This is a genomic window from Clostridium sp. 1001270J_160509_D11 (assembly GCF_015667935.1).
In the GTDB taxonomy this organism is placed as follows: Bacteria; Bacillota; Clostridia; order Peptostreptococcales; family Peptostreptococcaceae; genus Intestinibacter.
Map to the genome: position 1 here is coordinate 13,790 of NZ_JADPET010000006.1, position 26,831 is coordinate 40,620.

22 protein-coding genes are annotated in these 26,831 nt (G+C 31.5%); 19 read left to right on the top strand and 3 right to left on the bottom strand.

All coding sequences use genetic code 11. The features are described 5' to 3' along the window. The 3 genes from I4U58_RS14300 to I4U58_RS01375 are packed head-to-tail and all read left to right on the top strand — an operon-like array spanning position 1 to position 2,024. Positions 1-291: a small, acid-soluble spore protein, alpha/beta type gene (locus I4U58_RS14300; RefSeq protein ID WP_307993558.1), complete on the top strand. Its 291-nt coding sequence runs from the start codon at positions 1-3 to the stop codon at positions 289-291. Further along, entirely contained in the window at positions 278-1,024 is a 747-nt protein-coding gene (locus tag I4U58_RS01370; protein WP_195929204.1) for a class I SAM-dependent methyltransferase, read from the top strand. Before I4U58_RS14300 ends, I4U58_RS01370 begins: the two co-directional genes overlap by 14 nt. 58 nt (positions 1,025-1,082) lie before the next feature. After that, entirely contained in the window at positions 1,083-2,024 is a 942-nt protein-coding gene (locus I4U58_RS01375; RefSeq protein ID WP_195929206.1) for an Hsp33 family molecular chaperone HslO, read from the top strand. 184 nt (positions 2,025-2,208) lie between these two features. Here I4U58_RS01375 and I4U58_RS01380 read toward each other — a convergent pair whose 3' ends face one another. After that, positions 2,209-3,222, bottom strand: coding sequence for a hypothetical protein (locus tag I4U58_RS01380; protein ID WP_243269526.1), 1,014 nt, complete (start codon positions 3,220-3,222; stop codon positions 2,209-2,211). 537 nt (positions 3,223-3,759) lie between these two features. On the opposite strand from I4U58_RS01380, the gene I4U58_RS01385 reads away from it, so the two are divergent. The 15 genes from I4U58_RS01385 (at position 3,760) to secG (ending at position 22,489) form a co-directional block, all read left to right on the top strand. Then, on the top strand, positions 3,760-4,935 hold the full coding sequence (locus tag I4U58_RS01385; protein ID WP_195929210.1) for a M20 family metallopeptidase: 1,176 nt from the start codon (positions 3,760-3,762) through the stop codon (positions 4,933-4,935). Between the two features lie 131 nt (positions 4,936-5,066). Further along, positions 5,067-6,524: an MFS transporter gene (locus I4U58_RS01390; protein ID WP_195929212.1), complete on the top strand. Its 1,458-nt coding sequence runs from the start codon at positions 5,067-5,069 to the stop codon at positions 6,522-6,524. 711 nt (positions 6,525-7,235) lie between these two features. Next, the gene (locus tag I4U58_RS01395) at positions 7,236-8,267 is read left to right on the top strand and encodes a sugar-binding domain-containing protein (protein WP_195929214.1); all 1,032 of its coding nucleotides are present in this window, start codon (positions 7,236-7,238) and stop codon (positions 8,265-8,267) included. A gap of 108 nt (positions 8,268-8,375) precedes the next feature. Then, a complete protein-coding gene (gap, locus tag I4U58_RS01400) occupies positions 8,376-9,383 on the top strand; it encodes a type I glyceraldehyde-3-phosphate dehydrogenase (protein WP_195929216.1) in 1,008 nt (335 codons plus the stop codon). Between the two features lie 247 nt (positions 9,384-9,630). Beyond that, complete coding sequence (locus I4U58_RS01405; RefSeq protein ID WP_330593235.1) at positions 9,631-10,827, top strand: phosphoglycerate kinase; 1,197 nt, start codon at positions 9,631-9,633, stop codon at positions 10,825-10,827. 240 nt (positions 10,828-11,067) lie between these two features. Continuing rightward, complete coding sequence (gene tpiA, locus I4U58_RS01410; RefSeq protein ID WP_195929220.1) at positions 11,068-11,814, top strand: triose-phosphate isomerase; 747 nt, start codon at positions 11,068-11,070, stop codon at positions 11,812-11,814. Positions 11,815-11,830: 16 nt separating this feature from the next. Next, complete coding sequence (gene gpmI / locus I4U58_RS01415) at positions 11,831-13,357, top strand: 2,3-bisphosphoglycerate-independent phosphoglycerate mutase (protein ID WP_195929222.1); 1,527 nt, start codon at positions 11,831-11,833, stop codon at positions 13,355-13,357. Between the two features lie 274 nt (positions 13,358-13,631). After that, positions 13,632-14,924, top strand: a complete 1,293-nt coding sequence (gene eno / locus I4U58_RS01420) for a phosphopyruvate hydratase (protein WP_195929224.1) — start codon at positions 13,632-13,634, stop codon at positions 14,922-14,924. Positions 14,925-15,231: 307 nt separating this feature from the next. After that, positions 15,232-15,858, top strand: coding sequence for a class I SAM-dependent methyltransferase (locus I4U58_RS01425; protein WP_195929226.1), 627 nt, complete (start codon positions 15,232-15,234; stop codon positions 15,856-15,858). A 196-nt stretch (positions 15,859-16,054) separates the two neighbouring features. Beyond that, a complete protein-coding gene (locus tag I4U58_RS01430; RefSeq protein WP_195929227.1) occupies positions 16,055-17,914 on the top strand; it encodes an NAD(P)/FAD-dependent oxidoreductase in 1,860 nt (619 codons plus the stop codon). Positions 17,915-17,927: 13 nt separating this feature from the next. Beyond that, a complete protein-coding gene (locus tag I4U58_RS01435) occupies positions 17,928-18,857 on the top strand; it encodes an ABC transporter ATP-binding protein (RefSeq protein ID WP_195929229.1) in 930 nt (309 codons plus the stop codon). 12 nt (positions 18,858-18,869) lie between these two features. Further along, positions 18,870-20,018, top strand: a complete 1,149-nt coding sequence (locus I4U58_RS01440) for an ABC transporter permease (protein WP_243269527.1) — start codon at positions 18,870-18,872, stop codon at positions 20,016-20,018. Continuing rightward, positions 20,011-21,120, top strand: a complete 1,110-nt coding sequence (locus I4U58_RS01445) for an ABC transporter permease (RefSeq protein WP_243269528.1) — start codon at positions 20,011-20,013, stop codon at positions 21,118-21,120. Before I4U58_RS01440 ends, I4U58_RS01445 begins: the two co-directional genes overlap by 8 nt. A 237-nt stretch (positions 21,121-21,357) precedes the next feature. Next, on the top strand, positions 21,358-22,101 hold the full coding sequence (locus I4U58_RS01450) for a metallophosphoesterase (protein ID WP_195929233.1): 744 nt from the start codon (positions 21,358-21,360) through the stop codon (positions 22,099-22,101). 148 nt (positions 22,102-22,249) lie between these two features. After that, entirely contained in the window at positions 22,250-22,489 is a 240-nt protein-coding gene (gene secG, locus I4U58_RS01455; RefSeq protein WP_243269529.1) for a preprotein translocase subunit SecG, read from the top strand. Between the two features lie 172 nt (positions 22,490-22,661). On the opposite strand, the gene I4U58_RS01460 is transcribed toward secG, so the two are convergent. Together I4U58_RS01460 and ilvD are read right to left on the bottom strand one after the other, a co-directional pair. After that, positions 22,662-23,600, bottom strand: coding sequence for an AEC family transporter (locus I4U58_RS01460; protein ID WP_195929235.1), 939 nt, complete (start codon positions 23,598-23,600; stop codon positions 22,662-22,664). A 72-nt stretch (positions 23,601-23,672) separates the two neighbouring features. Further along, positions 23,673-25,340, bottom strand: coding sequence for a dihydroxy-acid dehydratase (ilvD, locus tag I4U58_RS01465; protein ID WP_195929237.1), 1,668 nt, complete (start codon positions 25,338-25,340; stop codon positions 23,673-23,675). 435 nt (positions 25,341-25,775) lie between these two features. Between ilvD and I4U58_RS01470 the strand changes: the two genes are divergently transcribed. Then, on the top strand, positions 25,776-26,465 hold the full coding sequence (locus I4U58_RS01470) for a FadR/GntR family transcriptional regulator (RefSeq protein ID WP_195929239.1): 690 nt from the start codon (positions 25,776-25,778) through the stop codon (positions 26,463-26,465). Positions 26,466-26,831 lie beyond the last annotated feature (366 nt).

Here is a 26,831-nt window from a genome sequence, read left to right on the forward strand (position 1 = left end):
ATGGAAAATAAAAAAACTAATACGCAATTAAGCGCTGAATTAATATATAAATGTGAGAAAACTAAAAAAAATAGCAGCAAGAAAGATAAACCATTGACAGACAATGATATAATGAAATATGAGATAGCATCAGAATTAGGATTAATCGACAAAGTAAGCGAAAGAGGCTGGGCAGGCCTTACTGCAAAAGAAGCAGGTAAAATTGGCGGAATGCTTACAGCCCGCAAGAAAAAACTAAAAAAACAAGAAGAAGAAAACAAGGGGAACGATAGCGAGGATGGATCAGTATAGAGATTTTGCATTCGTCTATGATGAACTTATGGACGATGTTGATTATGATGGTTGGGTAAACTATATAGAACAAATAATTAAAAACGAAAATGCAGAAGTAAAAAACATCTTGGAGTTAGCTTGTGGAACTGGTAATATAACAATACCACTAGCTAAGAAAAACTACGATATAGCAGGTATAGATATTTCTGACGAAATGCTTAACGTAGCAAGAAGTAAAGGTGAAAAACAAGGTATAGATTTAGTTTTACTAGAACAAGATATAGCAGAACTTGATTTCGATGTTACAAATTTAGATTGTGTTTTATGCGCTTGCGATGGATTTAATTATATAACTTACGACGAAGATTTAATGAATGTATTTTCTAAAACATATGAACTACTAAAACAAGAAGGTATATTTATTTTTGACATCAGCTCATTCTACAAATTATCTACAGTATTAGGAGATAATATGTACGGAGAAAACAGAGATGGTGTATCATATATGTGGCAAAACTACTTCGATGATGAACAAAACTTAGTTGAGATGGAATTAACATTTTTTGTTGCAGACGAAGATGGAAAATATGACAAACACGAAGAAAGACATTTACAAAGAGCTTACACAGAAGAGGAAATCCTAGATATGCTTGAAGAAGCAGGTTTTTCTGATGTTAAGGTTTATGGAGATTTTACTTTTGAACAACCTGAAGAAGATTGTGAAAGAGTATTTTTCGTATGCAGAAAATAATATTATGCTTATAATAACTAAGTATGGGCAAATTTTAGATAATTAATGGAGGAATACAATGAAAGATTACGTAATAAAAGCTACAAGTGGAAATGGTGAAATAAGAGCTTATGTTGGTAACACTAGAGAAATGGTTGAACAAGCTAGAATAAACCACAATACAACAAAAGTAGCAACAGCAGCATTAGGAAGAACATTAACTGCAACTAGCATGATGGGTCTTATGATGAAAAATGAAAAAGACGAATTAACTGTAATAATCAAAGGTGGCGGACCAATAGGAACTATACTTGCAACTTCTGATGCAAAAGGTATGGTTCGTGGATATGTTCAAAACCCAGATGTACAAGTTGAAAACTATCCAAATGGTAAATTAAACGTAGCAGGTGCTGTAGGAACAGATGGATACGTTCAAGTAATAAAAGACTTAGGATTAAAAGAACCTTATATAGGATCTTATCCATTAGTAAGTGGAGAAATAGCAGAAGACTTCACACATTACTTTGCATTATCAGAACAAACTCCTTCAGTAGTTTCACTAGGTGTTTTAACTAGAAATATGGAAGTTGAAAGAAAAATAACTAAAGAAGATGGTTCAGAAGAAATAGTAGCATGTAGAGAATTCGACGTTGAACAAGCTGGTGGATTTATAGTACAATTAATGCCATTTGCTAGCGAAGAAACTATTGCTCAATTAGAAAACAACATAAAAGATATACCATCTATAACAACTTTATTAAAAGCTGGAAATAAACCAGAAGACATAGTAGAAATGGTACTTAAAGATTTAGAACCAAAAATACTAGATGTATGTGAAGTTGGATTTGAATGTAACTGTTCAAAAGAAAGAACAGGAAAAGTTCTTCAATCAATAGGAGAAAAAGAACTTCAAGCTATAATAGATGAAGATAAAAAAGCAGAAGTAACTTGTCATTTCTGTAACAACAAATATAACTTTACAGAAGAAGAATTAGTTAACCTTTTAAACGATATAAAATAATAAATTTAAAAGATATGTAGAATAAATATTCACATAAACATAACTGTATAAAAATGAAAAGGAGTATATAAAATAGATAAAATTTTCTACTTTATATACTCCTTTTTCGTATAACAATGGTTAAGTTGATATTTATTAGAGTATAAAAAATAAATGCCAACTTAACCATTGTTATAAATCAAGATTAAATATGGAAATTTAATTCATATACTTTTGTTGGTCGCCCCTTAATATTGCTAGTTTGGGTACAAGTGATTTTTGCATAACCACCTTTTTCTAAATTTTTAAGTATACGGTTTGCATTTCTTACTGTACTTTTTAGATGGGACGATAAATCTTGAGTTGTTACCATATTTGAATTGGTAAGTTTTAAAATGCTTATGATTCTTTTTATTGTAACAGCTGACAGATTACTGTTCTTAGCTATTTTCCCAATATCATAAATTGCATGATTTTCAATAACCATACACGCTTTTGAATTTAGTGGTCCAATAAGGTTGCCCTTTTCAGTAAATATAAAGCTTTTTCCTGATAATAATGCCTCCCTGCGTGCAGTATGTGAATTTTTAATTGCCATGTCTAAGTTAAGTCCTATCCCATAACCAATTGATACTTCAAAATCTAGATGTTCATTTAAATAGACACTTAAATTACAATTTTGCTCATTATTTGTAATTTGATGTAAATTATCTACAGTAATAAGAGCGCAACAATCAGCACTATTTTTGTATGTTGTACTATTTATCATATTAGAGCGTAAAAAATTCTTTGTATGTTCCATGATTAACTCTATATTTTCATCTGTATTTAAACTATTATCAGAAGCTGAGATACTAATCATTACAGGTAGGTTTTCACGCATATGGTCTAAAGACATAAGTGACATAAATCTTTTGACTAAATTTTCAAGAAAAACTGGTGTTTCTATTGCATATTCATAAGGGATATTATGCTCTTGCAAAATCGGTACAATATTACCATATTGGCATAAAACTATATCTATTGCATTCATATTCCATAGTCTTAGAATTTCATTTACAATTTGAGTTTCTAATTTTTTTATACTATCTTTACTTAAGTTTTTACTCCAAATATCAATAGGATACTGTTGATAATCTGAATCCATTAAACTTAAATAATCATTAGCTGTAATTCCAACTTCTAGCGGAATCATAAAATCCAAGATAACTCTATTCATATTTAAGTCCCGATTTCGTAGAAGTAAATTTAAAATTGAGCGATATACTCCCGTAGAATCTATTTCAAAAGAAATGATGGGACGTTTTATTTCATGATCTACCATCTCAAGAACAGCTTTTGCAGCAGAACTGCTAACTATAAAGCCATCAGTACAAGCGGCGTACTGGTCATAGACTTTATGTATTTTTTCAATACTATCAAAAGCTACAACTTTGATATTGCAATCTAAGTCTAACTTTGAAAACATATTTTCTAAATGAGAATGGAGAAAATGACTCGTAATAACTACAATATTTGTGTTCATTTTTTATTCACCTCTAGCAATTATATTATCAAAAAGCATTTTATAAATCAATGTAAATATTCCAAAAGGGAAATGTTTGTTAAAAAAATACATAAATGTATAATAACAAAGCAGAATTATTTGACAAATGGAACAAATATTGATATATTATTATTAAGAAAGTATTCTATATATATTCTATAAATATAGAAAATACTTCAAAAAATATTCCGTAAAAGGAGAACAAAGGTTATGAATTATTATAACAGAGCAAAAGAATTAGCAGAAGAAACGGTTGCACATCGTCGTTATATCCATACAAATGCTGAAGCGGGATTAGATCTTCCTAAAACTAAAGCATATGTTATGGAACAATTAAGAGCGTGTGGTATAGATGCTCAAGATTGTGGATATGGTGTAACAGCTACTCTTGGAAAAGGCGGCAAAGTATTATTATTACGTGCTGATATGGACGCACTTCCAATGGCAGAAGAAAGTGGAGAAGAGTTTGCATGCCCAACAGGCAAAACTGCACACACTTGCGGACATGACTTCCATGCAGCTATGTTACTTACAGCAGCTAAGATGTTAAAAGAAAATGAAGATGCTCTAGAAGGAACAGTAAAATTAATGTTCCAACCGGCAGAAGAAACATTTGAAGGTAGCAAAAACATGATCGAAAATGGTATATTACAAAACCCACCAGTAGATGCAGCGCTTGCATACCATGTATCAACAGGGCAAATGCCAGTTGGTCTATATATGTACAATAACAAAGATACAATGATGTATTCTGTAGATGGTTTTAAAATCACGCTAACAGGAAAGGGTTCGCATGGGGCTTATCCTCATGCAGGTATAGATCCAATAAATATTGGTGTACATGTACATCTTGCATTACAAGAATTAATAGCAAGAGAAAGTGACCCAACACATTCTTGTGTATTAACAGTAGGTAAATTCCATGCAGGAACAGTAGGTAACATAATACCAGAAACTGCAGTACTTGAAGGAACTATACGTACTAACAAACCAGAAGCAAGAGAATTACTTGTTCGTAGAATGAAAGAAGTTGCAGAAAGTGTTGCAGCTGTTTATGGAGGAAGTGCAAAAGTAGAAATGCTTTCAGAAGTACCACCACTAATCTGTAATCCAGCTCTTACTGATGAATTCGTAGGATACATGGAAGAGATAGGTATACCAGGACTTACAGGATACCCAGGAATATCAGCTAGTGCATCTGAAGACTTCGCTGTTATAGCAGAGAAAGTACCAAGTACATTCATGTATTTATCAGCAGGATTCTTAGATGAAAGAGGTATAGCTCCAGCACATAATCCAAAAGTAAGATTCAATGAAGATGTATGTCCAATAGGATCTTCTTGTTTAGCTCATTGTGCAACACAATGGTTAAAAAACAATAAATAATAAATATGATAAAAATTTATTACATATCGTGAAAACGATAAATTTAGAACGTGAAAACGGTAAATTAAAAAAGAAAATAAAAATTATTTTTAAATAAAAAAAACGGAAAAGAATTAAAGGAGATTTAGATTATGTCTAACGAACGAACGCAACAGACAGTAGCAATACCGCTACCAAAAGCTAAGAAAAATCTTGTACAAATCGGATGTATATGTATGATGCTTTCTGTAGCTATGTACGGTCTTGTATTTTCAACATTAACTTCACCAATATTAGAAAGTGTAAACGCAATGGGATACGTAGGTTTATTCTCTATTTTTGCGGCATTAGGAGTATCTATAATGACACCAATCGGAGGAAAACTTGGTGACTTAATAGGACGTAGAAATATAGTAGTTATACCAGGTATCATATGTATAATATGTGGGGTTGCATTTGCATTTGTGCGCTCATTAGTACCACTTATGGCTTTACGTTTATTAATAAGTCTTGCACAAGGGGCTTTCACAGCTGCACCTTATATAATAATGGGATTAATAAACGAAAGAAAAGATGTACCAAAAGCAATGGGTATGTTAGCAGCTGCTATAGCAGTTGGTGGTTTTGGAGGAAGTATAATAGCAGGTATACTTACTGATATGAATATGCTTACAGTAGCAATACTTATGCCAGCTTTACCTCTAATCCTTGGTATAGTATTAATCGGATTAAACATGCCAAACCAAAAACGTGAAGGAAAAGTTACAATAGACATTCCAGGAATAATAGCATTAGTTGTTACACTTTGTGCGATATTATTATCTTTAAACTTCGGATCATCAATAGGATGGACTAATCCAGCTATAATAGGTGGATTCATATTAGGAATAGTTGCACTTGTAGCGCTTATAAAAATAGAAGAAAAAGCAGAGGAACCAATAATACCTCTTGCATTATTCAAAAACAAAAACTATACAATGCTTTTAGTAGTAGGATTTGCTAGTTACTTCTATCAAAATGCAATGAACGTTTATGCACCAATAGGAGCAATGCAAGTAATGGGTAAATCAGCAAGTATAGCTGGTTCTTTACAAATGCCTCGTACTTTACTTACTATAATAGTACCAATAATAGCAGGAACATGGGTTGGAAAGAAAACTTCAAACATGTGGAAAGCTATGGTAGGAGCAACTGCTTTAGCAGGTATACCAATGTTAGCTATGGGATTCACTTCTCCAACTACACCAATAATGATATACTTCGTAGCTCTTACATTTACAGGAATTGCAGAAAGTTTCCGTTCAGTATCTATAACACCAGCAGCTCAATCTATGCTTGAGCCAAAAGATATAGGTGTTGGTACATCATTCGTAAACTTCTTCAACTCACTTTCAGGAACAGTTGCAGCAACAGTATTCGCAGTAGCTTACAACATGAATACAGCAGCTGACCCAACAAATGTAGAATTAATACAAAAAGGTGTTAATGCAGTATATTGGGTTGCTGGAATAGTAGGAATAGTAGGACTTATAGTAGTTGTATTATTTGTAAGACCACAAATGTCTGATAAAAAACAACAAGTAGAAAAAACTGAAGAAAAATGTGCTTAATATAAAGCCTTAAATAAATAATATAAAAAATAAGGGATGTTTTATATCTGTAGTATTACAGTATAGGACATTCCTTTTTTTTTATGTATAATAAATTAGAATATATTATTTTAAAAGGAAACAAAATATTTATTGGTGTGATAATAGCAAGTAAAAAATCATCATCAAAATTTAAAGAAAAGATAAAAATATAAGATAATGAAAAAGAGTTGAGCGGGAAAAATAAAAACGTGGGAGTAAATTAAAAGCTTGCTTATAAACTCAGATAAATAAAAATATAAATTGCTTGAAAAATATAAGTTATAAGAGTGGTAAAGAGGGGACTTTGTAACTTAGAATAAAAAAGTTGGTTAAGGATACAATAAAAAACGAAGATTTACAAAATAACTAATTTATAAATAAAATCAATAGAGAAAATATTTAAATAAAATCATAAATAAATATACTAAACAACAAAAGAAAATAAAAATAATGATAGAGATATTAGTATCAAGCGAAGATGGAACTTTGTTTTCTAAGTGAAAATGCTGGGAAATCAAGGTTTTTATTAAAATATAAAATAAAAACTATAATCTGAGTTAAAAAAATAAAAAATTATGAAAACGTATTGAAAAATATTTGCATCTAAGGTAAAATAAAATTATCTTGTGGGACTCAAATGGATACATAGGACTTAAAAAGTCCCAGCGTAAAGAATGAGGTATAAAACTTATGAACAATTTATTAAAAATGCAACAAAAATTAATTCCACAAGTGCTTGACATAATGACAAGACGATACTCAATACTTAGAGAGATATATTTAAACGAAACTATCGGAAGAAGAAGTTTGGCAAATATGTTAGGGTTGAGTGAAAGAATTGTTCGTTCAGAAACAGAAGTTCTAAGAGAACAAGGTCTTATCAATGTTGAAACATCAGGTATGAACATAACAGAAGAAGGAATAAAGCTTTTAGAAGGCTTAAAAGAAACTATGAATGAAGTTATGGGATTATCTACACTAGAAGATAGATTAACTCAATTATTAGGAATAAAAAAGGTAATACTTGTGCCTGGCGATTATGAAAAAAATAAAAGTGTTTTAATCGATGTAGGAAGATCAGCCGCATCACATTTTACACATATATTACACGACCACGACATTGTTTCAATTACAGGTGGAACTACGATGGCAGAGTTTTCAAAAGGACTAAAACACGATAAGAAATTTGAAAACGTAACTATAGCACCTGCTAGAGGAAGTGTAGGCTTAAATGTAGAGATACAGTCAAATAATATAGCGGCAGATATAAGCAAGAAATTACACTCACAATATGCATTGCTTAATTTACCTGATAAGTTAGGAAAAGAGTCAATGATGATGTTAGCTCAAGAGCCAGAAATCAAAAAGACTTTAGATTTAGTTTCAAAATCAGACATAGTTGTGTTTGGTGTTGGTAGAGCTGACGAAATGATATTAAGGCGAAACTTATCAAAAGAGGTAGCACAAGAAATACTAGATAAAGGTGCTGTATGCGAGTCTTTCGGATATTACTTTAATAAATCAGGTGAGATTGTATACAGATTAAATACAATTGGTATTGATTTAGAAAGTGTTCAACAAGCGAGAGAGGTAATCGCAGTATTTGCAGGATCTAAAAAGATAGAAGCTTTTCTAGCGATTTCTAAAATTAACAAGAACTTAGTTTTAGTAACTGACGAGCATAGTGGAGAAAAACTTATTGAATTAATTAAAAGTCAATAAATTTAGTCAATAACTAATGATATCAGCATAGACTGATAAATAAATTAGTAAAATAGATATTAAAATATAATATAAAAATAGGTTTTATTTTTAGGAGGTTAAATCATAATGGTTAAAGTAGCAATCAATGGTTTTGGTAGAATAGGAAGATTAGCATTAAGAAAATTAATGGAACAAACTGACAAATTTGAAGTAGTAGCAATAAATGACTTAACAGATGCAAAAATGTTAGCTCACTTATTCAAATATGATACTGCTCAAGGTAGATTCAATGGTGAAATAGAAGTTAAAGAAGGTGCTTTCGTAGTTAACGGACAAGAAATAAAAGTTACTGCTGAAAGAAATCCAGAAAACTTACCATGGGCTGAATTAGGGGTAGACATAGTATTAGAGTGTACTGGATTCTTCACTTCTCAAGAAAAAGCTGAAGCTCACATAAAAGCAGGAGCTAAAAAAGTTGTTATATCTGCACCAGCAACTGGTGACGTTAAAACAATAGTTTACAACGTAAACAACGAAATATTAGATGGTACAGAAACAGTTATATCAGGGGCTTCTTGTACAACTAACTGTTTAGCACCAATGGCTAAAGCTTTAAATGACAAATTCGGTATAGAAAAAGGTTTAATGACTACTATACATGCTTACACTAACGACCAAAATACTTTAGATGGTCCTCATCCAAAAGGAGATTTAAGAAGAGCTAGAGCTGCTGCAGGAAACATAGTTCCTAATACTACAGGTGCTGCAAAAGCTATAGGTTTAGTTATACCAGAATTAAAAGGTAAATTAGACGGAGCTGCTCAAAGAGTTCCAGTTGTAACTGGTTCTTTAACTGAATTAGTTTGTACATTAAAAAATAATGTAACTATAGAAGAAGTTAATGCTGCAATGAAAGAAGCTGCTAACGAATCATTCGGATACACTGAAGAATACTTAGTATCTTCTGATATAGTAGGAATGAGCTTCGGTTCATTATTCGATGCAACTCAAACAAGAGTTATGGAAGTTGATGGAAAACAATTAGTTAAAGTTGTATCTTGGTATGACAATGAAATGTCTTATACATCTCAATTAATAAGAACTTTAGGATATTTTGCAAACTTAGCAAAATAATTTAGGATAAGGTCCGGGTTTGTAGTATCTTCTACAGCTCCGGACTTTTTTAGGATAAGGTCTAATAAATTAATTTAACATAAAAATAAAACTACTCAAGAGCGATTATCATTTAGATTAGGGAATGGTATATTGGGGAATAAAAAAAGCAAATCGGAATGAATAATAAATAAATACAAATTTTTACAAATATATGATATATTAAAAAAAGGAAAGTGTTTACTTTGAAAGGAGTTTAATTATGTCAATGTTAAACAAAAAAACAATAGAAGATATAAACGTTACTGGGAAAAGGGTATTAGTAAGATGTGACTTCAACGTACCTCTACAAAACGGAGTAATAACTGACGAAAACAGATTAGTAGGTGCATTACCAACTATAAAATACTTAATAGAAAAAGGTGCAAAAGTTATATTATGCTCTCACTTAGGGAAACCAAAAGGAGAACCAAAACCAGAATTATCATTAGCACCAGTTGCAAAAAGATTATCAGAAATGTTAGGACAAGAAGTAGTATTTGCTGCAGATGATAACGTTGTAGGGGAAAACGCAAAATCAGCAGTTGCAGATATGAAAGACGGAGATGTTGTCTTATTACAAAATACTAGATATAGAAAAGAAGAAACTAAAAACGAAGAAAACTACTCTAAAGAATTAGCTTCTTTAGCTGACGTATTCGTTAACGATGCATTCGGTACTGCACATAGAGCTCACTGTTCAACTGTTGGAGCTGGACAATTCTTACAAGAAAGAGCTTGCGGATACTTAATCCAAAAAGAATTAAAATTCTTAGGTGAAGCAGTATCTAATCCAGTTAGACCTTTCACTGCTATATTAGGTGGATCAAAAGTTTCTGACAAAATAGCTGTTATAAATCAATTATTAGAAAAAGTTGATAACTTAATAATAGGTGGAGGAATGGCTTATACATTCTTAAAAGCTCAAGGATATGAAATAGGAAACTCTTTATTAGAAGCTGATAAAGTTGACTATGCAAAAGAAATGCTAGCAAAAGCTGAAGAAAAAGGTGTTAAATTATACTTACCAGTAGATTCTAAAGCTGCTAACAAATTCGCTGCAGATGCAGAAGTATTAGTAACAGAAGATCAAAATATACCAGAGGGATATTTAGGTTTAGATATAGGACCAAAATCAGTAGAAAAATTCGTAGATGTTGTTAAAAATTCAAAAACAATCGTTTGGAACGGGCCAATGGGAGTATTTGAATTTGAAGCATTTGCAGGAGGAACTTTAGCAATAGCAAAAGCTATGGCTGATTTAGAAGATGCAACTACTGTAATAGGTGGTGGAGATAGTGCTGCTGCTGTTAACCAATTAGGATTCGGAGACAAAATGACTCACGTTTCTACAGGTGGTGGAGCTTCGCTTGAATTCTTAGAAGGAAAAGAATTACCAGGAATAGTTGCATTAGACGATAAATAAGAAGTATTTAAATATAAAAATTTAAATAAATAATGGGAAAATAATAATAATATAAAGTCTAAGGAATAACTTAAAATTAAACTATATCTGATTATAAAGACGATATCTAAGAAATGTTGATATATAGGGAGAATTGGCATATTTTGGATTAGATATATAAACAGTGTAAATTATAGCGATTTTGTACAATATAGTTTAAAATAAAAAGGTATTCTACATGTTCAAAAGGAGGAAATTTGAATGAGAAAACCAATAATTGCTGGAAACTGGAAAATGAACAAAAACATAAAAGAAGCTCTAGAGTTTGTTAAAGAAGTCGGAACTAGAGCTGATAGAGATGATGTTGAAGCAGTAATATGTGCACCATTTTTACAACTAAAAGACCTTAAAGAAGCTACTAAAGGTACTAAGATAAAAGTTGGAGCTCAAAACATGCACTACGAAACATCAGGAGCATTCACAGGAGAAGTTTCTGCTGAAATGTTACAAGAAATAGGAATGGACTATGTTATTATAGGTCATTCTGAAAGAAGAGAATATTTTGGAGAAACTAACGAAACAGTTAACAAAAAAGTATTAAAAGCATTACAAGTAGGTATAAATCCAATTTTATGCTGTGGTGAGACTTTAGAACAAAGGGAAGCTGGAGTTACTAAAGATTACGTAAAAACTCAAATATTAGCTGGATTAAAAGATGTAACTAAAGAAGATTTAGCAAAAGTTGTTATAGCGTATGAGCCGATCTGGGCTATAGGAACTGGAAAAACTGCAACTGCAGAACAAGCTAATGATGTTATATCATACATAAGAGAAGTTATCGCTTCAGTTTACGGGGATTTAGCTAACGAAGTTAGAATTCAATACGGAGGAAGTGTTAAGCCAGCTAATGTAGCAGAAATAATGGGGCAAAGCGACATAGATGGAGCTTTAGTTGGTGGAGCATCACTGAAAGCTGATGATTATGTTGCTCTTGTAAATTTTAAATAGGAGTGAAATTATATAAATGAAAAAGCCAGTAGCATTAATAATCATGGATGGTTTTGGAGAGAGTAATAATACAATAGGAAATGCTGTTAAAGAAGCAAAAACTCCTAACTTAGACAGAATCGAAAAAACTTATCCAACAACATTAATAAAAGCAAGCGGTCTTGATGTTGGTCTTCCTGATGGACAAATGGGTAACTCAGAAGTTGGCCATACAAATATAGGAGCAGGTAGAATTGTATATCAAGATTTAACTAGAATAACAAAATCTATACAAGACGGAGATTTCTTCACAAATGAAGTCTTAGTAAAAGCTATGGAAAATGGAAAAGAACATGCTGTTCATATAATGGGATTATTATCTGACGGTGGAGTTCATTCACATATAGATCACCTTAAAGCTTTAATCAAAATGGCTAAAGAACAAGGTGTAGAAAAAGTATACGTACATGCATTTACAGATGGTAGAGATACTGACCCACAAAGTGGTATAAACTACGTTAAAGAAATTGAAGCTTATATGGCTGAAATGGGTGTAGGACAGTTCGCTACTATAAACGGTAGATATTATGCAATGGATAGAGATAAGAGATGGGAAAGAGTAGAAAAAGCATACAGAGCTATGGTTTGTGGCGAAGGTGAAACTGCTACTTCTGCATCTGAAGCTGTTGAAGAATCTTATAAAAAAGGTGCAACAGACGAATTTATCATTCCAACTGTAATAGTTAAAGATGGTCAACCAGTAGGAAAAATATCTGAAGGTGATTCAGTAATATTCTTCAACTTTAGACCAGATAGAGCTAGAGAAATATCTAGATGCATAGTTGATAAAGAATTCAATGGATTTGAAAGAGTAGACGTAAATACATTCTTTGTTTGCTTAACAGAATATGATGTTACTTTACCAAATGTTCAAATAGCATTTGGACCACAATCATTAAGTAATACATTAGGGGAATATTTATCAAAATTAGGGAAAACTCAATTAAGAGCTGCTGAGACTGAAAAATATGCTCACGTTACTTTCTTCTTCAACGGTGGTGTTGAAGAACCAAACAAAGGAGAAGATAGAGAATTAATACCTTCACCAAAGGTTGCAACATATGACTTACAACCAGAAATGTCTGCACCAGAGCTAGAAGCAAAAGTTATGGAAAAAATAAACGAAGACAAATACGACTTCATAGTTGTTAACTTTGCTAATCCAGATATGGTTGGACATACAGGTGTAATGGAAGCAGCTGTTAAAGCTGTTGAAACAGTAGATAATTGCGTTGGCAAATTAGTAGATAGAATAGTAGAAATTGGTGGAAGCGTTATAATAACTGCTGACCACGGAAATGCTGAATTAATGTTAGATCCTACAACAGGAAAAGTTATAACATCACATTCAGTAAACCCAGTACCATTTATAATAGCTGGTAAAGATTACGTAGGAAAAGAGTTATTAGCTGATGGTAGACTATCAGATATAGCTCCAACAATATTAGATATGATGGGATTAGAACAGCCAGAAGAAATGACTGGTCACTCATTAATAAAATAGCAATCTAAATATAAATTTTTTATATTTAAAATTAGGGTGGCTGCTAGTACTCAGCCATCCTACTAAAAAAGCCAATTTATATAAATAATAATTATAAATTTAACAAAAGTATAAAAAGGAAAGCTAATCGAGACAATTAAAATTAAAGAAAATAATAATAATAAATATAATTAAAATACATAGATAATTTGCAAACTTATCCATCAATCTGTTTGAAAATAAATTTATGATTTTAAAACTAACTTGATTAGTGGAGATTTGGAAGGAGAAAATTATGTCAGTAATAGAATCAGTATACGCAAGAGAAGTATTAGACTCAAGAGGTAACCCAACTGTAGAAGTTGAGGTTGTATTAGAATCAGGTGCAGAAGGTAGAGCTATAGTTCCATCTGGAGCATCTACAGGAGCTTTCGAAGCTGTTGAATTAAGAGACGGTGACAAAGGTAGATACTTAGGAAAAGGTACTCAAAACGCTGTTAACAACGTTAACACTATAATAGCACCAGAATTAGAAGGATTAGAATCAACTGATCAACCAGGAATAGATGCATTATTATTAGAATTAGACGGAACACCAAATAAAGGTAAATTAGGGGCGAACGCTATATTAGGTGTTTCTATGGCTGTAGCTAGAGCATCTGCTGATGAGTTAGGATTACCATTATTCCAATACATAGGTGGAGTTAACGCTAAACAATTACCAGTTCCAATGATGAACATATTAAACGGTGGAGAACATGCTGATAACAACGTTGACGTTCAAGAATTCATGATATTACCAGTTGGAGCTCCTTGCTTCAAAGAAGGTTTAAGAATGGGTGCAGAAGTATTCCACGCACTTAAAAAAGTTCTTGGAGAAAAAGGATTAGCTTGTGGTGTAGGTGATGAAGGTGGATTCGCTCCAAACTTAGGATCAAACAGAGAAGCTTTAGAATTAATAGTTGAAGCTATAAAAGCTGCTGGATACGAACCAGGAAAAGACGTTATGTTAGGATTAGACGTTGCTGCATCAGAAATGTACAACGAAGAAACTAAAAAATACGTTTTAGCTGGAGAAGGAAAAGAATTAACTGCTGCTGAAATGGTAGACTTATACGAAGATTGGACTACTAACTTCCCAATAATAACTATAGAAGATGGTTTAGATGAAGAAGACTGGGATGGATGGAAAGTTCTTACTGAAAGATTAGGTAAAAAAGTTCAATTAGTTGGTGATGACTTATTCGTTACAAACACTGAAAGATTAGAAAGAGGTATAGAAGCTGGTGTTGCTAACTCTATATTAATAAAAGTTAACCAAATAGGTACTATAACTGAAACTTTAGATGCTATAGAAATGGCTAAAAGAGCTGGATACACTGCAGTAATATCTCACAGATCTGGTGAAACAGAAGACACTACTATAGCTGACTTAGCTGTAGCTGTAAACGCTGGTCAAATAAAAACTGGTGCTCCATCAAGAACTGATAGAGTTGCTAAATACAACCAATTATTAAGAATAGAAGAAACAGTTGGTGCTCAAGCTAGATACTGTGGATTAAAATCTTTCTACAACTTAAACAAATAATTTTCAATTAATTAGCAAACAAACAAATTTTATGAATAATAGTATAAATCCTTAAAAGCCTAGGTGGAAACTTCCACCTAGGCTTTTTTTAAAGTAACGGACGAAGTCACCCGATCATGAACGTAGTGAATTTTAAGCAACGGAATCTCCGATTCGTTGGCGTCATGAGCGAAGTGAATTTTTTTATAGTATTTAGAGATATTTTTTATAAAATAAATGAAAATGATATTCATTAACTTTTAAAGTGTGCTAAAATTAGAATTAAAGAAGAATAATTTTAGAATTAAATATTTGAAGGGGGTATATCATGAAAGATTACATAAAGTTATCAGAACAGTATTTTGATGGTCAAGCAAAAGTGTATGATGAAAATAATAGTATGTATTATTCTGGTCCTGCAAAGGTTAGTTGTAATGATACTGTCAAGTATTTAAAAGATATAAATTATAATAAATTGTTAGATGTTGGGTGTGGAACAGGATATCTTCTCAACCTATTATCTGATAAAAAAGAGGCAGAATATCATGGACTAGATTTATCAGAAGGAATGTTAAAACAAGCAAGAGCAAAAAATATCCGAGGTACAACACTTGTAAAAGGAAGATCTGATGAGTTGCCATATGAAGATAATTATTTTGATGTTGTGACATGCATCCAAAGTTTTCATCACTATCCTGATTCAGATAAAGCTATGCAAGAGGTATACCGCGTATTAAAACCTGGTGGAATATATATACTTTCTGATACAGGGGTAGGAGGTATCGGAGGATGGATTTATAACCACATTATATTTAAGTTAATAAATAGTGGTGATTGTCATGCAGCAAATAAAAATGGCATTTCAAACTTAATGATGAAAAATGGATTTGATATAGTAGAAAATAAAAAACTAGGTAAATTTATATATACTGTTGTGGGGAAAAAATTAAAATAAAAAGAGATGGCCGAAATTGATGTAAAATTTCAGCCATCTCTTTTTATTTTAAGGAGATTAAATATTATAAATTTAGTGGATAACATTAGCACCATGAACGTAGTGAATTTTTATTTCACGTTGTAATAGTGAGAAATCTCAATTCATAGATATTAATAATACATGAAAAATAGATAATATAAGGAGATTGATATTTATGAAAAAAGAAGTTGTTTTTATCGGAGCAGGAATTTCAGGTCTTACAGGGGCTGCACTTTTAGCAAAGAAGGGCTTTAAAGTTACTGTAGTAGAGGCACAATTTAAGCCAGGAGGTTCTTGTGGAATATTTAAACGAGATGACGTTATTTTTGAGCAAGGATCAGCTATGATTTATGGATTTGGAGAAATAGGGTTTAATCCACATAGATTTGTATTTAATTCATTAGAAGAACCGATAGATATTTTAAAACACGATAGTTTATATGCAATTCATTTTAAAGGACACAAAATAATATTTTATGAAGATATAGATAAATTTGTAGAGCAATTGGGAGAGATTTTTCCAGATGAGAAGGAAGGATTTAAAAAGTTTTATCACGACTCAACAGATTTATATTTAAAAGTTATAGCAAACCAACCGACATTCACAACACCAGATGTAGTCACAAAGGAGCAGGGGTTAATGCAGTTAAAAAGTGCTCCAAAAGCATATTTGAAATTTTTAGGATATATGAATAAAAACACAGAGCATATATTGAAAAAATACTTCAAGTCTAAAGAAGTATTCGATTTTTTTAATAAATTAACATCTACATATTGTTATACAAATGTAAAAGAAACACCTGCCATACTTGCGGCTGTTATGTTTGTCGACAACCATATTGGAGGAAGTTATTATCCAGCAGGTTCAACATTAAATTTAGTTGGTAAGCTGGAAAAAGTAATTGAAGAAAATAACGGCGATATGATTTATAACAAGCAAGTCAAAAAAATACTTATAGAAAACGACAAGGTAGCGGGAGTAAAGCTAGACGACGGAAGTATTATAAAATGTGACAGAGTAGTTAATTCAGGAAATGTGTGGAACTTATACAACAACTTAATAGACAAAAATTTATGTAAAAAGGGAAGAGAATGGGCAAATTCACTTATCCCGACATATCCATCATTAGTATTATTCACATTAGTAAAAGAAGACGTAATCCCAGAAGATACACTACCAATTGAGATGCTTATAGGAGATACAGAAAAAATAGATGAAGGCGAAGTAACGCTTTATATATTGGGAAAAGACGACTACACACTTTGTCCAAAAGGATACCAAACTGTAATTGCAATAGGACCAACTTTTAAAGAATGGATAAATCCAATAGGAGATTATCACACCGAAGCATATTTTAAACAAAAACAAGAAGAAAAGAACAGAATATTAGATTTAATAGAAAAGAGATTCCCAGGATTTAAAGATGCACTATGTCATGTAGAACTAAGCACACCAGCAACTCTACAAAGACTTGTTATGAAAGAAAAGGGAGCAGTCGCAGGTCCAAAACAACAGCTAGGTCAACATATGTTAAAACGTTTAAAGACTAAAGGTGAAATCGAAGGGCTTTATAACTGTGGTGAATCAACAGTTATGGGAACAGGAACACCTGCTGTAACTGTATCTGGAATAAGTGTAGCAAATCTTATTTTGAGAGAGTGCAATATGCAAGAATATGAAGCGAAATACATCAAAGGCGATTATGTAACAATGGTGAAAAAACCGTACACAGGAAAAAACTTAAAATTAAGTTCTGATAAAAATGAAGACAAAATTGGAAAATTAGCAATGAAGTGCCAATATTGTATGAATCCTAGATGCCAAAAATCATGTAAAAACAATATTCCAATAAGAGATATAAATAGAAGGTTATCTGTCGTGAACTTTTATGGTGAAAGAAAGTTATTAAATCAATTTGATACAAATCCTTGCATTAACTGTGAAAATGTATCTTGTGAAGAAGTATGTATAAGAAATAAATTTGCAGAATCAGTAAGCATAAAAGAAATCAACAGTAACTTGGTTAAAAAGTAAAGGAGGAGGTCTGATGTATATTCTCCAGGTAGAGAATTTATACAAATCATATAACCATGTAGAGGCAGTAAAAGGAATTAGTTTCTCTATAAGACAAGGAGAAATATATGGGCTTTTGGGGCCAAATGGAGCAGGAAAAAGTACATTAATCAAGATGATTGCAGGAATTGAAAAAAAGGACAGTGGAAAAATAGTATTTGATGAAAACCAGACAAATATAAATAAGTATAAAAAACACTTGGGAATAATAACACAAGACATTGCAATTTATCCTAGTTTCACAGCTTATGAAAACGTGTCGTTTTTCTGCTCACTATATTCATTTAAAGGAAAAGAATTAAAAACAAGGGTAAAACATGCATTAGAATTTACAGGACTTAGTGAGTATAAAGATAAAAAGGCGTCGGAGTTTTCTGGAGGGATGTTGAGAAGATTGCACCTTGCCTGTGCAATAGCTCACACCCCAGAGCTTATCATAATGGATGAACCGACAGTCGGAATAGATCCACAATCCAGAAATCACATTTTGGAATCAGTAAAACAATTAAACAAAAATGGGGCGAGCATAATTTATACATCACATTATATGGAGGAAGTAGAAGAACTTTGTGACGAGATATGCATAATCGATAAAGGAAAAATAATTGCACAAGGAACAACAGGGGACATTAAATCAAATTTACTCAAGTACAACATTTACACAATAATGCTTAAAAATGAAATAGAAGGAATTGAAAATCATATAAAAAAAATCAAGGGGATATATAGTGTAGATGTAAATGGAAATGAGATAAAGTGCAATTATAACAAGGATATAAATATACTTCAAAAACTCGTAAATACAATTTTTAATAATGGTGGCGTAATCGAAAGTATAAAAGACGAATTGCCGACTTTGGAAACTGTATTTTTAGATTTGACTGGAAAGAAATTAAGAGATTAGAGGGGGATAGAGTTGATTTTATTAACTTTAATAAAAAAGGAAATAATACAATTTTTTAGAAATAAAACTGATGTAATTACAATGCTCATATTTCCAGTCATTCTTATATTTGTGATGGGAAAGTCACTAAACGGTCTTATGAGCATGGACAAGAATATATTTTCTGGAAAAACTATATATTACAATATAGAAAACGACGGTGGGAAAAACAACAATGTGCAAGTTTTTTATGATTTTATTACAGAATTTCAAAAAACTAGCGATATAAAATTTGTGCAGAGTAATGATATTGAGAAAGCTACACAACTTGTAAATAAGAATGAGGCTATTTGCTTTATAAATATTGATGGTGATGATATAGATTATTTTAGAAATGAAAATGAAGAAAGCACCGAAAGCAAGGTATTTAGAAATTTATACGAGCAGTACATGAAAAAATACACATTTATCCACTATATTGCAAAGACTGATTCAACTAAAGTTTCAAAAATTCTAAGTTCTAAAAACAATACAGAAATTAAGTTAGAAGGAATAGGATATGACGAGGTCAACTCATTTACATATTACACCTTTGTGGAGCTGACTTTGATTATATCATACATATCTACAATTACATCAATTTCAATGTATAAGGAGAAATTTTTACATACAATGACTAGATTGAGAGTATCAAATATTAAAAAAATAAATATAATTATCTCAAAAATTGCTCTTGGAATAATTATTGGGCTTATGCAAATCTTAATCGTATACATTTGCTCGACAAAGCTATTTGATGTAGATTGGGGAGAAAATACTACATATATTTTACTTGTCTTGATTTCATTTATAATATTTAGTTCTGTCCTAGGAATATTTATGTATATGGTGTTTGATGATCAAAAGACTGCCTATACATTTAGTAACATGTTGATAATTGTGATGGGGTTTTTGGGTGGTTCTTATGTACCACTTTGTTTGGTCAAATCAGCAAGAATAACGAGTTTTCTGTGCCAGCTAATGCCTAATTATTGGGTAAATATATCACTTCTAGGGCTAAACTACAACATAGACACACCTTATTATAAAATGGTAATAGTAATATCTCTCGGGGCATCTGTTTTAATGATTATATTAGGAAATATAATATTGAAACTGAAAGAAGGTGGAAGTGTTGATTAAGCTAATATTAAACACAGTAAAGTTATTGATGAAGAAAAAAAGCTACATACTAATCGGGATAATTATGCCAGCATTTATAGTAGTTTTTTTCAGTTTTGAATTTGGAATAGAATATAAATACAAAGTAGGCATAGTCGACAAAGATAAATCATACGCCTCAAATGAAATTATAAAAAGTATAGACAATCTTGAAGATATAGAAACTACCAAAGTAAAAGAAAAAGACTACAATATTCTCTTGATAACGCAGCAAATCGAAGTAGCAGTAATAATAGATAAGGGATTTGAAGATAATTTATTAAATTTTAAAGAACAAGATATAAATATAAAATCTATTAAACATAATGATGTGGAAAGCTCGATAAGCCAATTAATAAATTTAAAATGTGAAGATTTGAGCATGGTGGCGTCTTTGAGCGAGAAAAACATAAATAAATTTAAAGAAATGAATTTAGAATATAACGACCAACTGGCAAGTCTTAGTTTAAATAAAATAGAACAAAATATACCAAAAATACAAAACACCATCGGACTTATGATTTTTACTATATTTATAGTAGCAGGAAATATAGCTAGTTTCTTGATAGAAGATGAAGAAAACAAAACTAAGATGAGGATATTGAGCTCTGGAATTAATAAATGGAAGTACTACATATCTATGATTTTTATTTTTTACATAATGACTATGTTGACTACGGGGGTTTATTATATTGTCAGCAAAATTTTGAACATAGATTATGGAATGGAAAAAAGCAGTTATTTTTTAATCGTTATGGCAGTTTTTAATTTAATTGCGATAAGTTTTAACTTATGTATTGTTTCATTTACTAAAAGTAGATACGCATCAACCATAATAAATATTTTGATAGTTGTGCCATGTTGTATGCTTAGTGGGTTGTTTTGGGACTTTGATATTATGGAAAAAAGTCTGCAAAAAGTCGGAAACCTTATGCCGACTAGATGGGTTTATGTATGTATTGAAACGCTTCAACAAAATAACAATTTAAGTGAAATAAACATGTACTTAGTGGCAATGATGATATTTTCTATGGGATTGTTTTTGATAAGTTTCGCTAAATTAAAAATGAATAATGAATTATAGAATTAGAAAATAAATTGTAAAACGTAAATAAAGGATTATAGAAATTAGAAAATAAATTGTAGAACGTAAAAAAGGAATATTAGAAATTAAAAAAAGGAATTGTAAAAAGTATAAAAAAATAAGAGAAAAGTTAAACAATTTCTATATAACAGCATATAAATACATAAAATAAAAACTTTATTATAAATAATTAAAAAGGAGTAATTATAACAGAAGTATAGGGAATGGAGGGAGAACATGATTTATATTACAGGAGATTGCCACGGGGATTATGCAAGATTTAATACAAAAAATTTTCCAGAGCAAAATAGCATGACAAAGGATGATTTTGTTATTGTTTGTGGTGATTTTGGATTTTGGACTCCATCAAAGGAACAAGAACATCAACTACAATGGTTGTCACAAAGGCCGTTTACAACATTATTTATAGATGGAAATCATGAGTGCTTTGATGAGCTTTACAACCTGCCTATAGAAGAGTTTTGTGGCGGAAAAGTTCACTATGTAAAAGACTCAATAATACATCTAATGAGAGGGCAAATTTTTAACTTAGATGGACTAAAAATCTTTACGTTTGGAGGAGCCAAAACCCACGATATGCCAGCAGGAATATTAGATATAGAAGATCCTCACTTTAAACAAAAGAAAAAGAAGTTGGACAAAGAGGGCGCAAAATATAGAATAAACCACGTATCTTGGTGGAAAGATGAGATGCCGAATCAGTACGAATATAGATATGGAGTTGAAAATTTAGAAAAACACGACTGGAGAGTGGATTATGTAATAACGCACTGCTGTCCATCTAGTATACAACGAATGATTGCAGAAGATGAATACAAAACAGATGAACTTACCGATTATTTAGACGAAATAAAAACAAGTTTGAGTTATAAAAATTGGATTTTTGGACATTATCATGATAACAAGATGATTACAGATAAAGATATTTTAATTTACGAACAGATTATAAGAATAAAATAAATTTACTTATAAATTTATAAAAAAGTGGCTAAAAAATTGGTAAATATATACCAATTTTCCTTAAATAAAACACTCGTTTTCTTGTAATAAATGCACTAATATGGTAAACTAAAATTTGAATAAATTCAGTAATAATAGGAGGGTACTCATGCTTAATAATATTTTAATGGGTGTACAAATAGTACTATCAGTACTTTTACTATTAGTTATAATGCCTCAAGAAGGAAAAGGGAATTTCTCTTCTGATTTCAGTGGAGCAGGAGATGATTTTGAAGCACAAGCTTACTTTAAACCAAAAGGAAAACAAGCATTTCTTTTAAAATCAACAAAAATATTCTCAGTATTATTTTTCCTTAATGCATTAGCATTAGTAGTATTAAATAAATAGGGAATTAGATGATTGGCCATCATTTAATAAAATTTAAAGATTGAATTTAGTTTTTAAATAAAAAGTCTTCTAGGATAACTAGAAGACTTTTTTTGTATATTTATATAAGTTTTTTTGTTATATAAAATATGTATATAAGTTATGTATATATTTATATATAAGTAAGTAGATTTTATATAAGCGATAAAGTTTTTAATATATAAATCCACATAAACATTGTTATTATGCAGAAAAATGATGTAAAGACTATTATTTGGGCGGCTAAATCGCTATCTCCGTCCATTTGTTTCGCCATTTGGAAAGTCGATACACCTGTTGGCGCACCGTAGATTATAGTTAGCGTAAGTAATGCAATTCCTCTAATTCCAAGAAATACGCTAAGTGGAATCATAATTAAAGGAACTAGGATTAACTTTGTAATAACGATAAATATGGTTTCGTGTAGATACTTTTTTACATCAGAAAATGCGAATGATGCACCAAGGAGAATTAAACCAAGTGGAGTTGCCATTTTTGACACATCTTCAACAGTTTCCATTATGCAAGTCGGAAGTTTTATCCCAATAAGAAGGAAGACAATACCTACAAAAGCACCAATTATAAGAGGATTTGTAACAACACCTTTAAGTATTTTTTTGATGTTGATTTGAGAGCCTCTAAATATTTCAAGTGATATAACAGCTAGCATATTGAAAAGAGGGACTATAACTGCGATTAACATAGCTGTAGTACCGACATTGCCATCACCATAGACAGAGGTTGCAACAGGAATACCAAAGATGACGAAGTTGCTACGAAATACCCCTTGAATCATAACACCACGCTTTGGATTTTCTTTTTCGATTTTTGGGATAAAAAATAGTAATAATAAGAATAAAATAATCACGCCAGATGCAGCAAATAAAATAAGTTTGCCGTCAAATACTGTCTCCAAATCTGTAGTATATACGTTGTAAAAAAGCAGCACAGGTAAAAATACTTTAAAGACGACTTTGTTCATAACATCTAGTGTATGTTGGTCAAAGATTTTTATGTATTTTAGAAAATAACCAAGAACCATCATTAAAAACAACGGAGCTACAACGTTAAAAGATAAGATTAAGTTTTCCATAAGATTCTCCCCTTTAAAAGTAAAGGACTAAGTCAGATGACTTAGCCCATATTAAGATTGAAAAGATTTCAATTATTTATTTGCTTTTAATACTGCGCCTTTGTCACCAGATGTAACCATAGAGGCATATCTTGCTAAATAACCAGTAGTTACTTTTGGTTTTCTAGGAGTCCAAGCAGCTTTTCTTCTTGCTAATTCTTCATCTGAAACGACAAAATCTAAAGTTTTTTCTTTTATGTTTATTTTTATTAGGTCTCCTTCTTCAACAAGAGCTATCGGTCCGCCAACAGCAGCTTCTGGAGAAACGTGTCCGATTGATGCCCCTCTAGATGCACCAGAGAAACGTCCGTCAGTTATAAGAGCTACACTAGAACCTAATCCCATACCAGCTATTGCAGAAGTAGGATTAAGCATTTCTCTCATACCTGGTCCACCTTTTGGTCCTTCATATCTTATTACAACAACGTCGCCAGCTACGATTTTGCCACCTTTTATAGCAGCTATAGCATCTTCTTCACAGTCGAATACTCTTGCTGGACCTTCGTGTACTAACATTTCAGGAACAACGGCAGATTGTTTAACTATACCAGAGTCAGGAGCTAAGTTTCCTTTAAGGACAGCTATACCACCAGTTTCTGAATATGGGTTTTCGATTGGTCTTATTGTTTCTGGATCTTTATTTACACAATTAGCAATATTTTCGCCTACAGTTTTCCCAGTAACAGTCATTATATCTAAGTTAAGTAAGTTTTTCTTAGTTAATTCGTTCATAACTGCATAAACTCCACCAGCTTCGTTTAAGTCTTCCATGTATGTGTATCCTGCAGGAGCTAAGTGGCAAAGGTTTGGAGTTTTTGAGCTTATTTCGTTAGCTATATCTACGTTTAAATCAACTCCAGCCTCGTTTGCTATTGCTGGTAAGTGTAACATTGAGTTAGTAGAACAACCTAGCGCCATATCTACAGTTAGAGCATTTTGGAATGCTTTTTCAGTCATTATGTCTCTTGGTTTGATGTCTTTTTCTACTAATTCCATTACTTTCATACCTGCATGTTTAGCAAGTTTTATTCTTTCTGAATATACAGCAGGAATAGTTCCGTTTCCTTTAAGACCCATTCCTAAAGCTTCAGTTAAGCAGTTCATACTGTTGGCAGTATACATACCAGAACATGAACCGCAAGTTGGACAAACTTTGCTTTCAAATTCTAAAACATCATCTTCGTCCATAGTTCCAGCAGCGAAAGAACCTACTGCCTCAAACATACTTGATAGACTTCTTTTTTCGCCTTTAACACGACCAGCAAGCATAGGACCACCGCTGACAAATACGGTTGGTATATTAACTCTAGCTGCTGCCATTAATAATCCAGGTACGTTTTTGTCACAGTTAGGAACCATAACTAATCCGTCGAATTGGTGAGCCATAGCCATACACTCAGTAGAGTCAGCTATTAAGTCTCTTGTAACTAGTGAATATTTCATACCGATATGTCCCATTGCTATACCGTCACAAACTGCAATCGCAGGGAAGACAACAGGAGTTCCTCCTGCCATAGCTACACCAAGTTTAACTGCTTCTACGATTTTGTCTAAGTTCATGTGACCAGGAACGATTTCGTTGTATGAACTTACTATACCTATTAAAGGTTTTCTCATTTCTTCTTCAGTATGCCCTAAAGCATTAAATAATGAACGATGGGGTGCTTGTTGCATCCCTTTTCTTACTGCATCACTTCTCATCTTTATTATCCCCCTAAAATTTAAAATATATTCATTTAATGTAAAATTTTATAATTTATTGTTTTTATTGGTTCCATAAGTTCTGAAACATAAATTTTAAGTATCCTTTAAATTCAAAATTATATACAAAAATTTAAAGATTCAGACTTTTTAATTTAAAACTATTGATAATCACTATATTATGAGGTATTATTTTCCTATAAATAATATAACATCATACTAATACATTTAACATATGATGTCAATAATTACTGATAGAAAAATTTAAAAATACTGAAAATATTGAATAATAAGAGAAAAATTAATAAAAAGTAATGCGAAATAAAAAATTATGTAGATATAAACTAAGATAATAATTAATACCTAGATATATAAATAAAAGCAATGTAACAAGTAATAGCATGGTATATAAATAAAAATCAAGGGGTGGAGAATATGGAATATAAAAAATCACAATCATTATCAGAGCAAGCGGCTGATGAAATACTAGATATGATAACAATAAAAAAACAATTTAAAGTGGGGGACAAATTGCCTAATGAAACAGAGCTATCATCTATTTTAAATGTGAGCAGGACGACATTGAGAGAGGCTATAAAAATGCTCGTCTTAAAAGATATAGTAGAAATTAAAAGAGGAAAAGGAACATTTGTAAAAAGTGACGAAGTAGACAATTTCACACTTTCAGACTTAAAAGGACATTCATCTGATTTGGCGGATTTATTGGAAATGAGGCTGATTATAGAACCTATGGGTGCATATTATGCGACAAAGAGGGCAAGTGACAGCGAGATTGAAAAAATAATCGAATACGGCGAAATGGTAGAGCAAAAAATTCTAAATAACGAAGACAGAACAATAGCGGAACAACTGTTTCACAACGCTATTGCAAAAGCAAGCGGTAACTCATTTATGAAAGAATTAGTACCTATTATCAGCAAGGCGATAAACGAAAGTGTCCAACTTTCAAAACAATACGAAAAAGCAACAGAATTAACATTAAAAGATCACAAACTAATTATGGATTTTATGAAAGATAGAAATGCAGAAGGGGCAAAAACAGCGATGAACCTCCATATCATCCACACAATCGATAGCTTTGGATTTAATGATAGATTAATATAGGTATAAAAATTGATTAACCTGCCAATAATGACATTGTGACGAATACACACTCACAAAGATGGTCTCAGGTTTAAATATACGGAAATAGCGTATAGAGTTGTTTAATTGAACAGAACTAAGAAAATCGGTGTTACTCTACACCGATTTTTAATTATATAAAAATTTATTATAATGAGCGAAGTGAATTTCAAGCAACGGAATCTTCGATTCGTTGGCGCTATGAGCGAAGCAAATTTCATATACTTACAAAAAAAGAAAAATTCTCCTACGAAAATCTATAAAATATTTTGCAAATCAAGTATAATATTGATTTGGATTAAAATTCATTAAAATATAAAAGTGGCCACATACATAAATAAAAATATT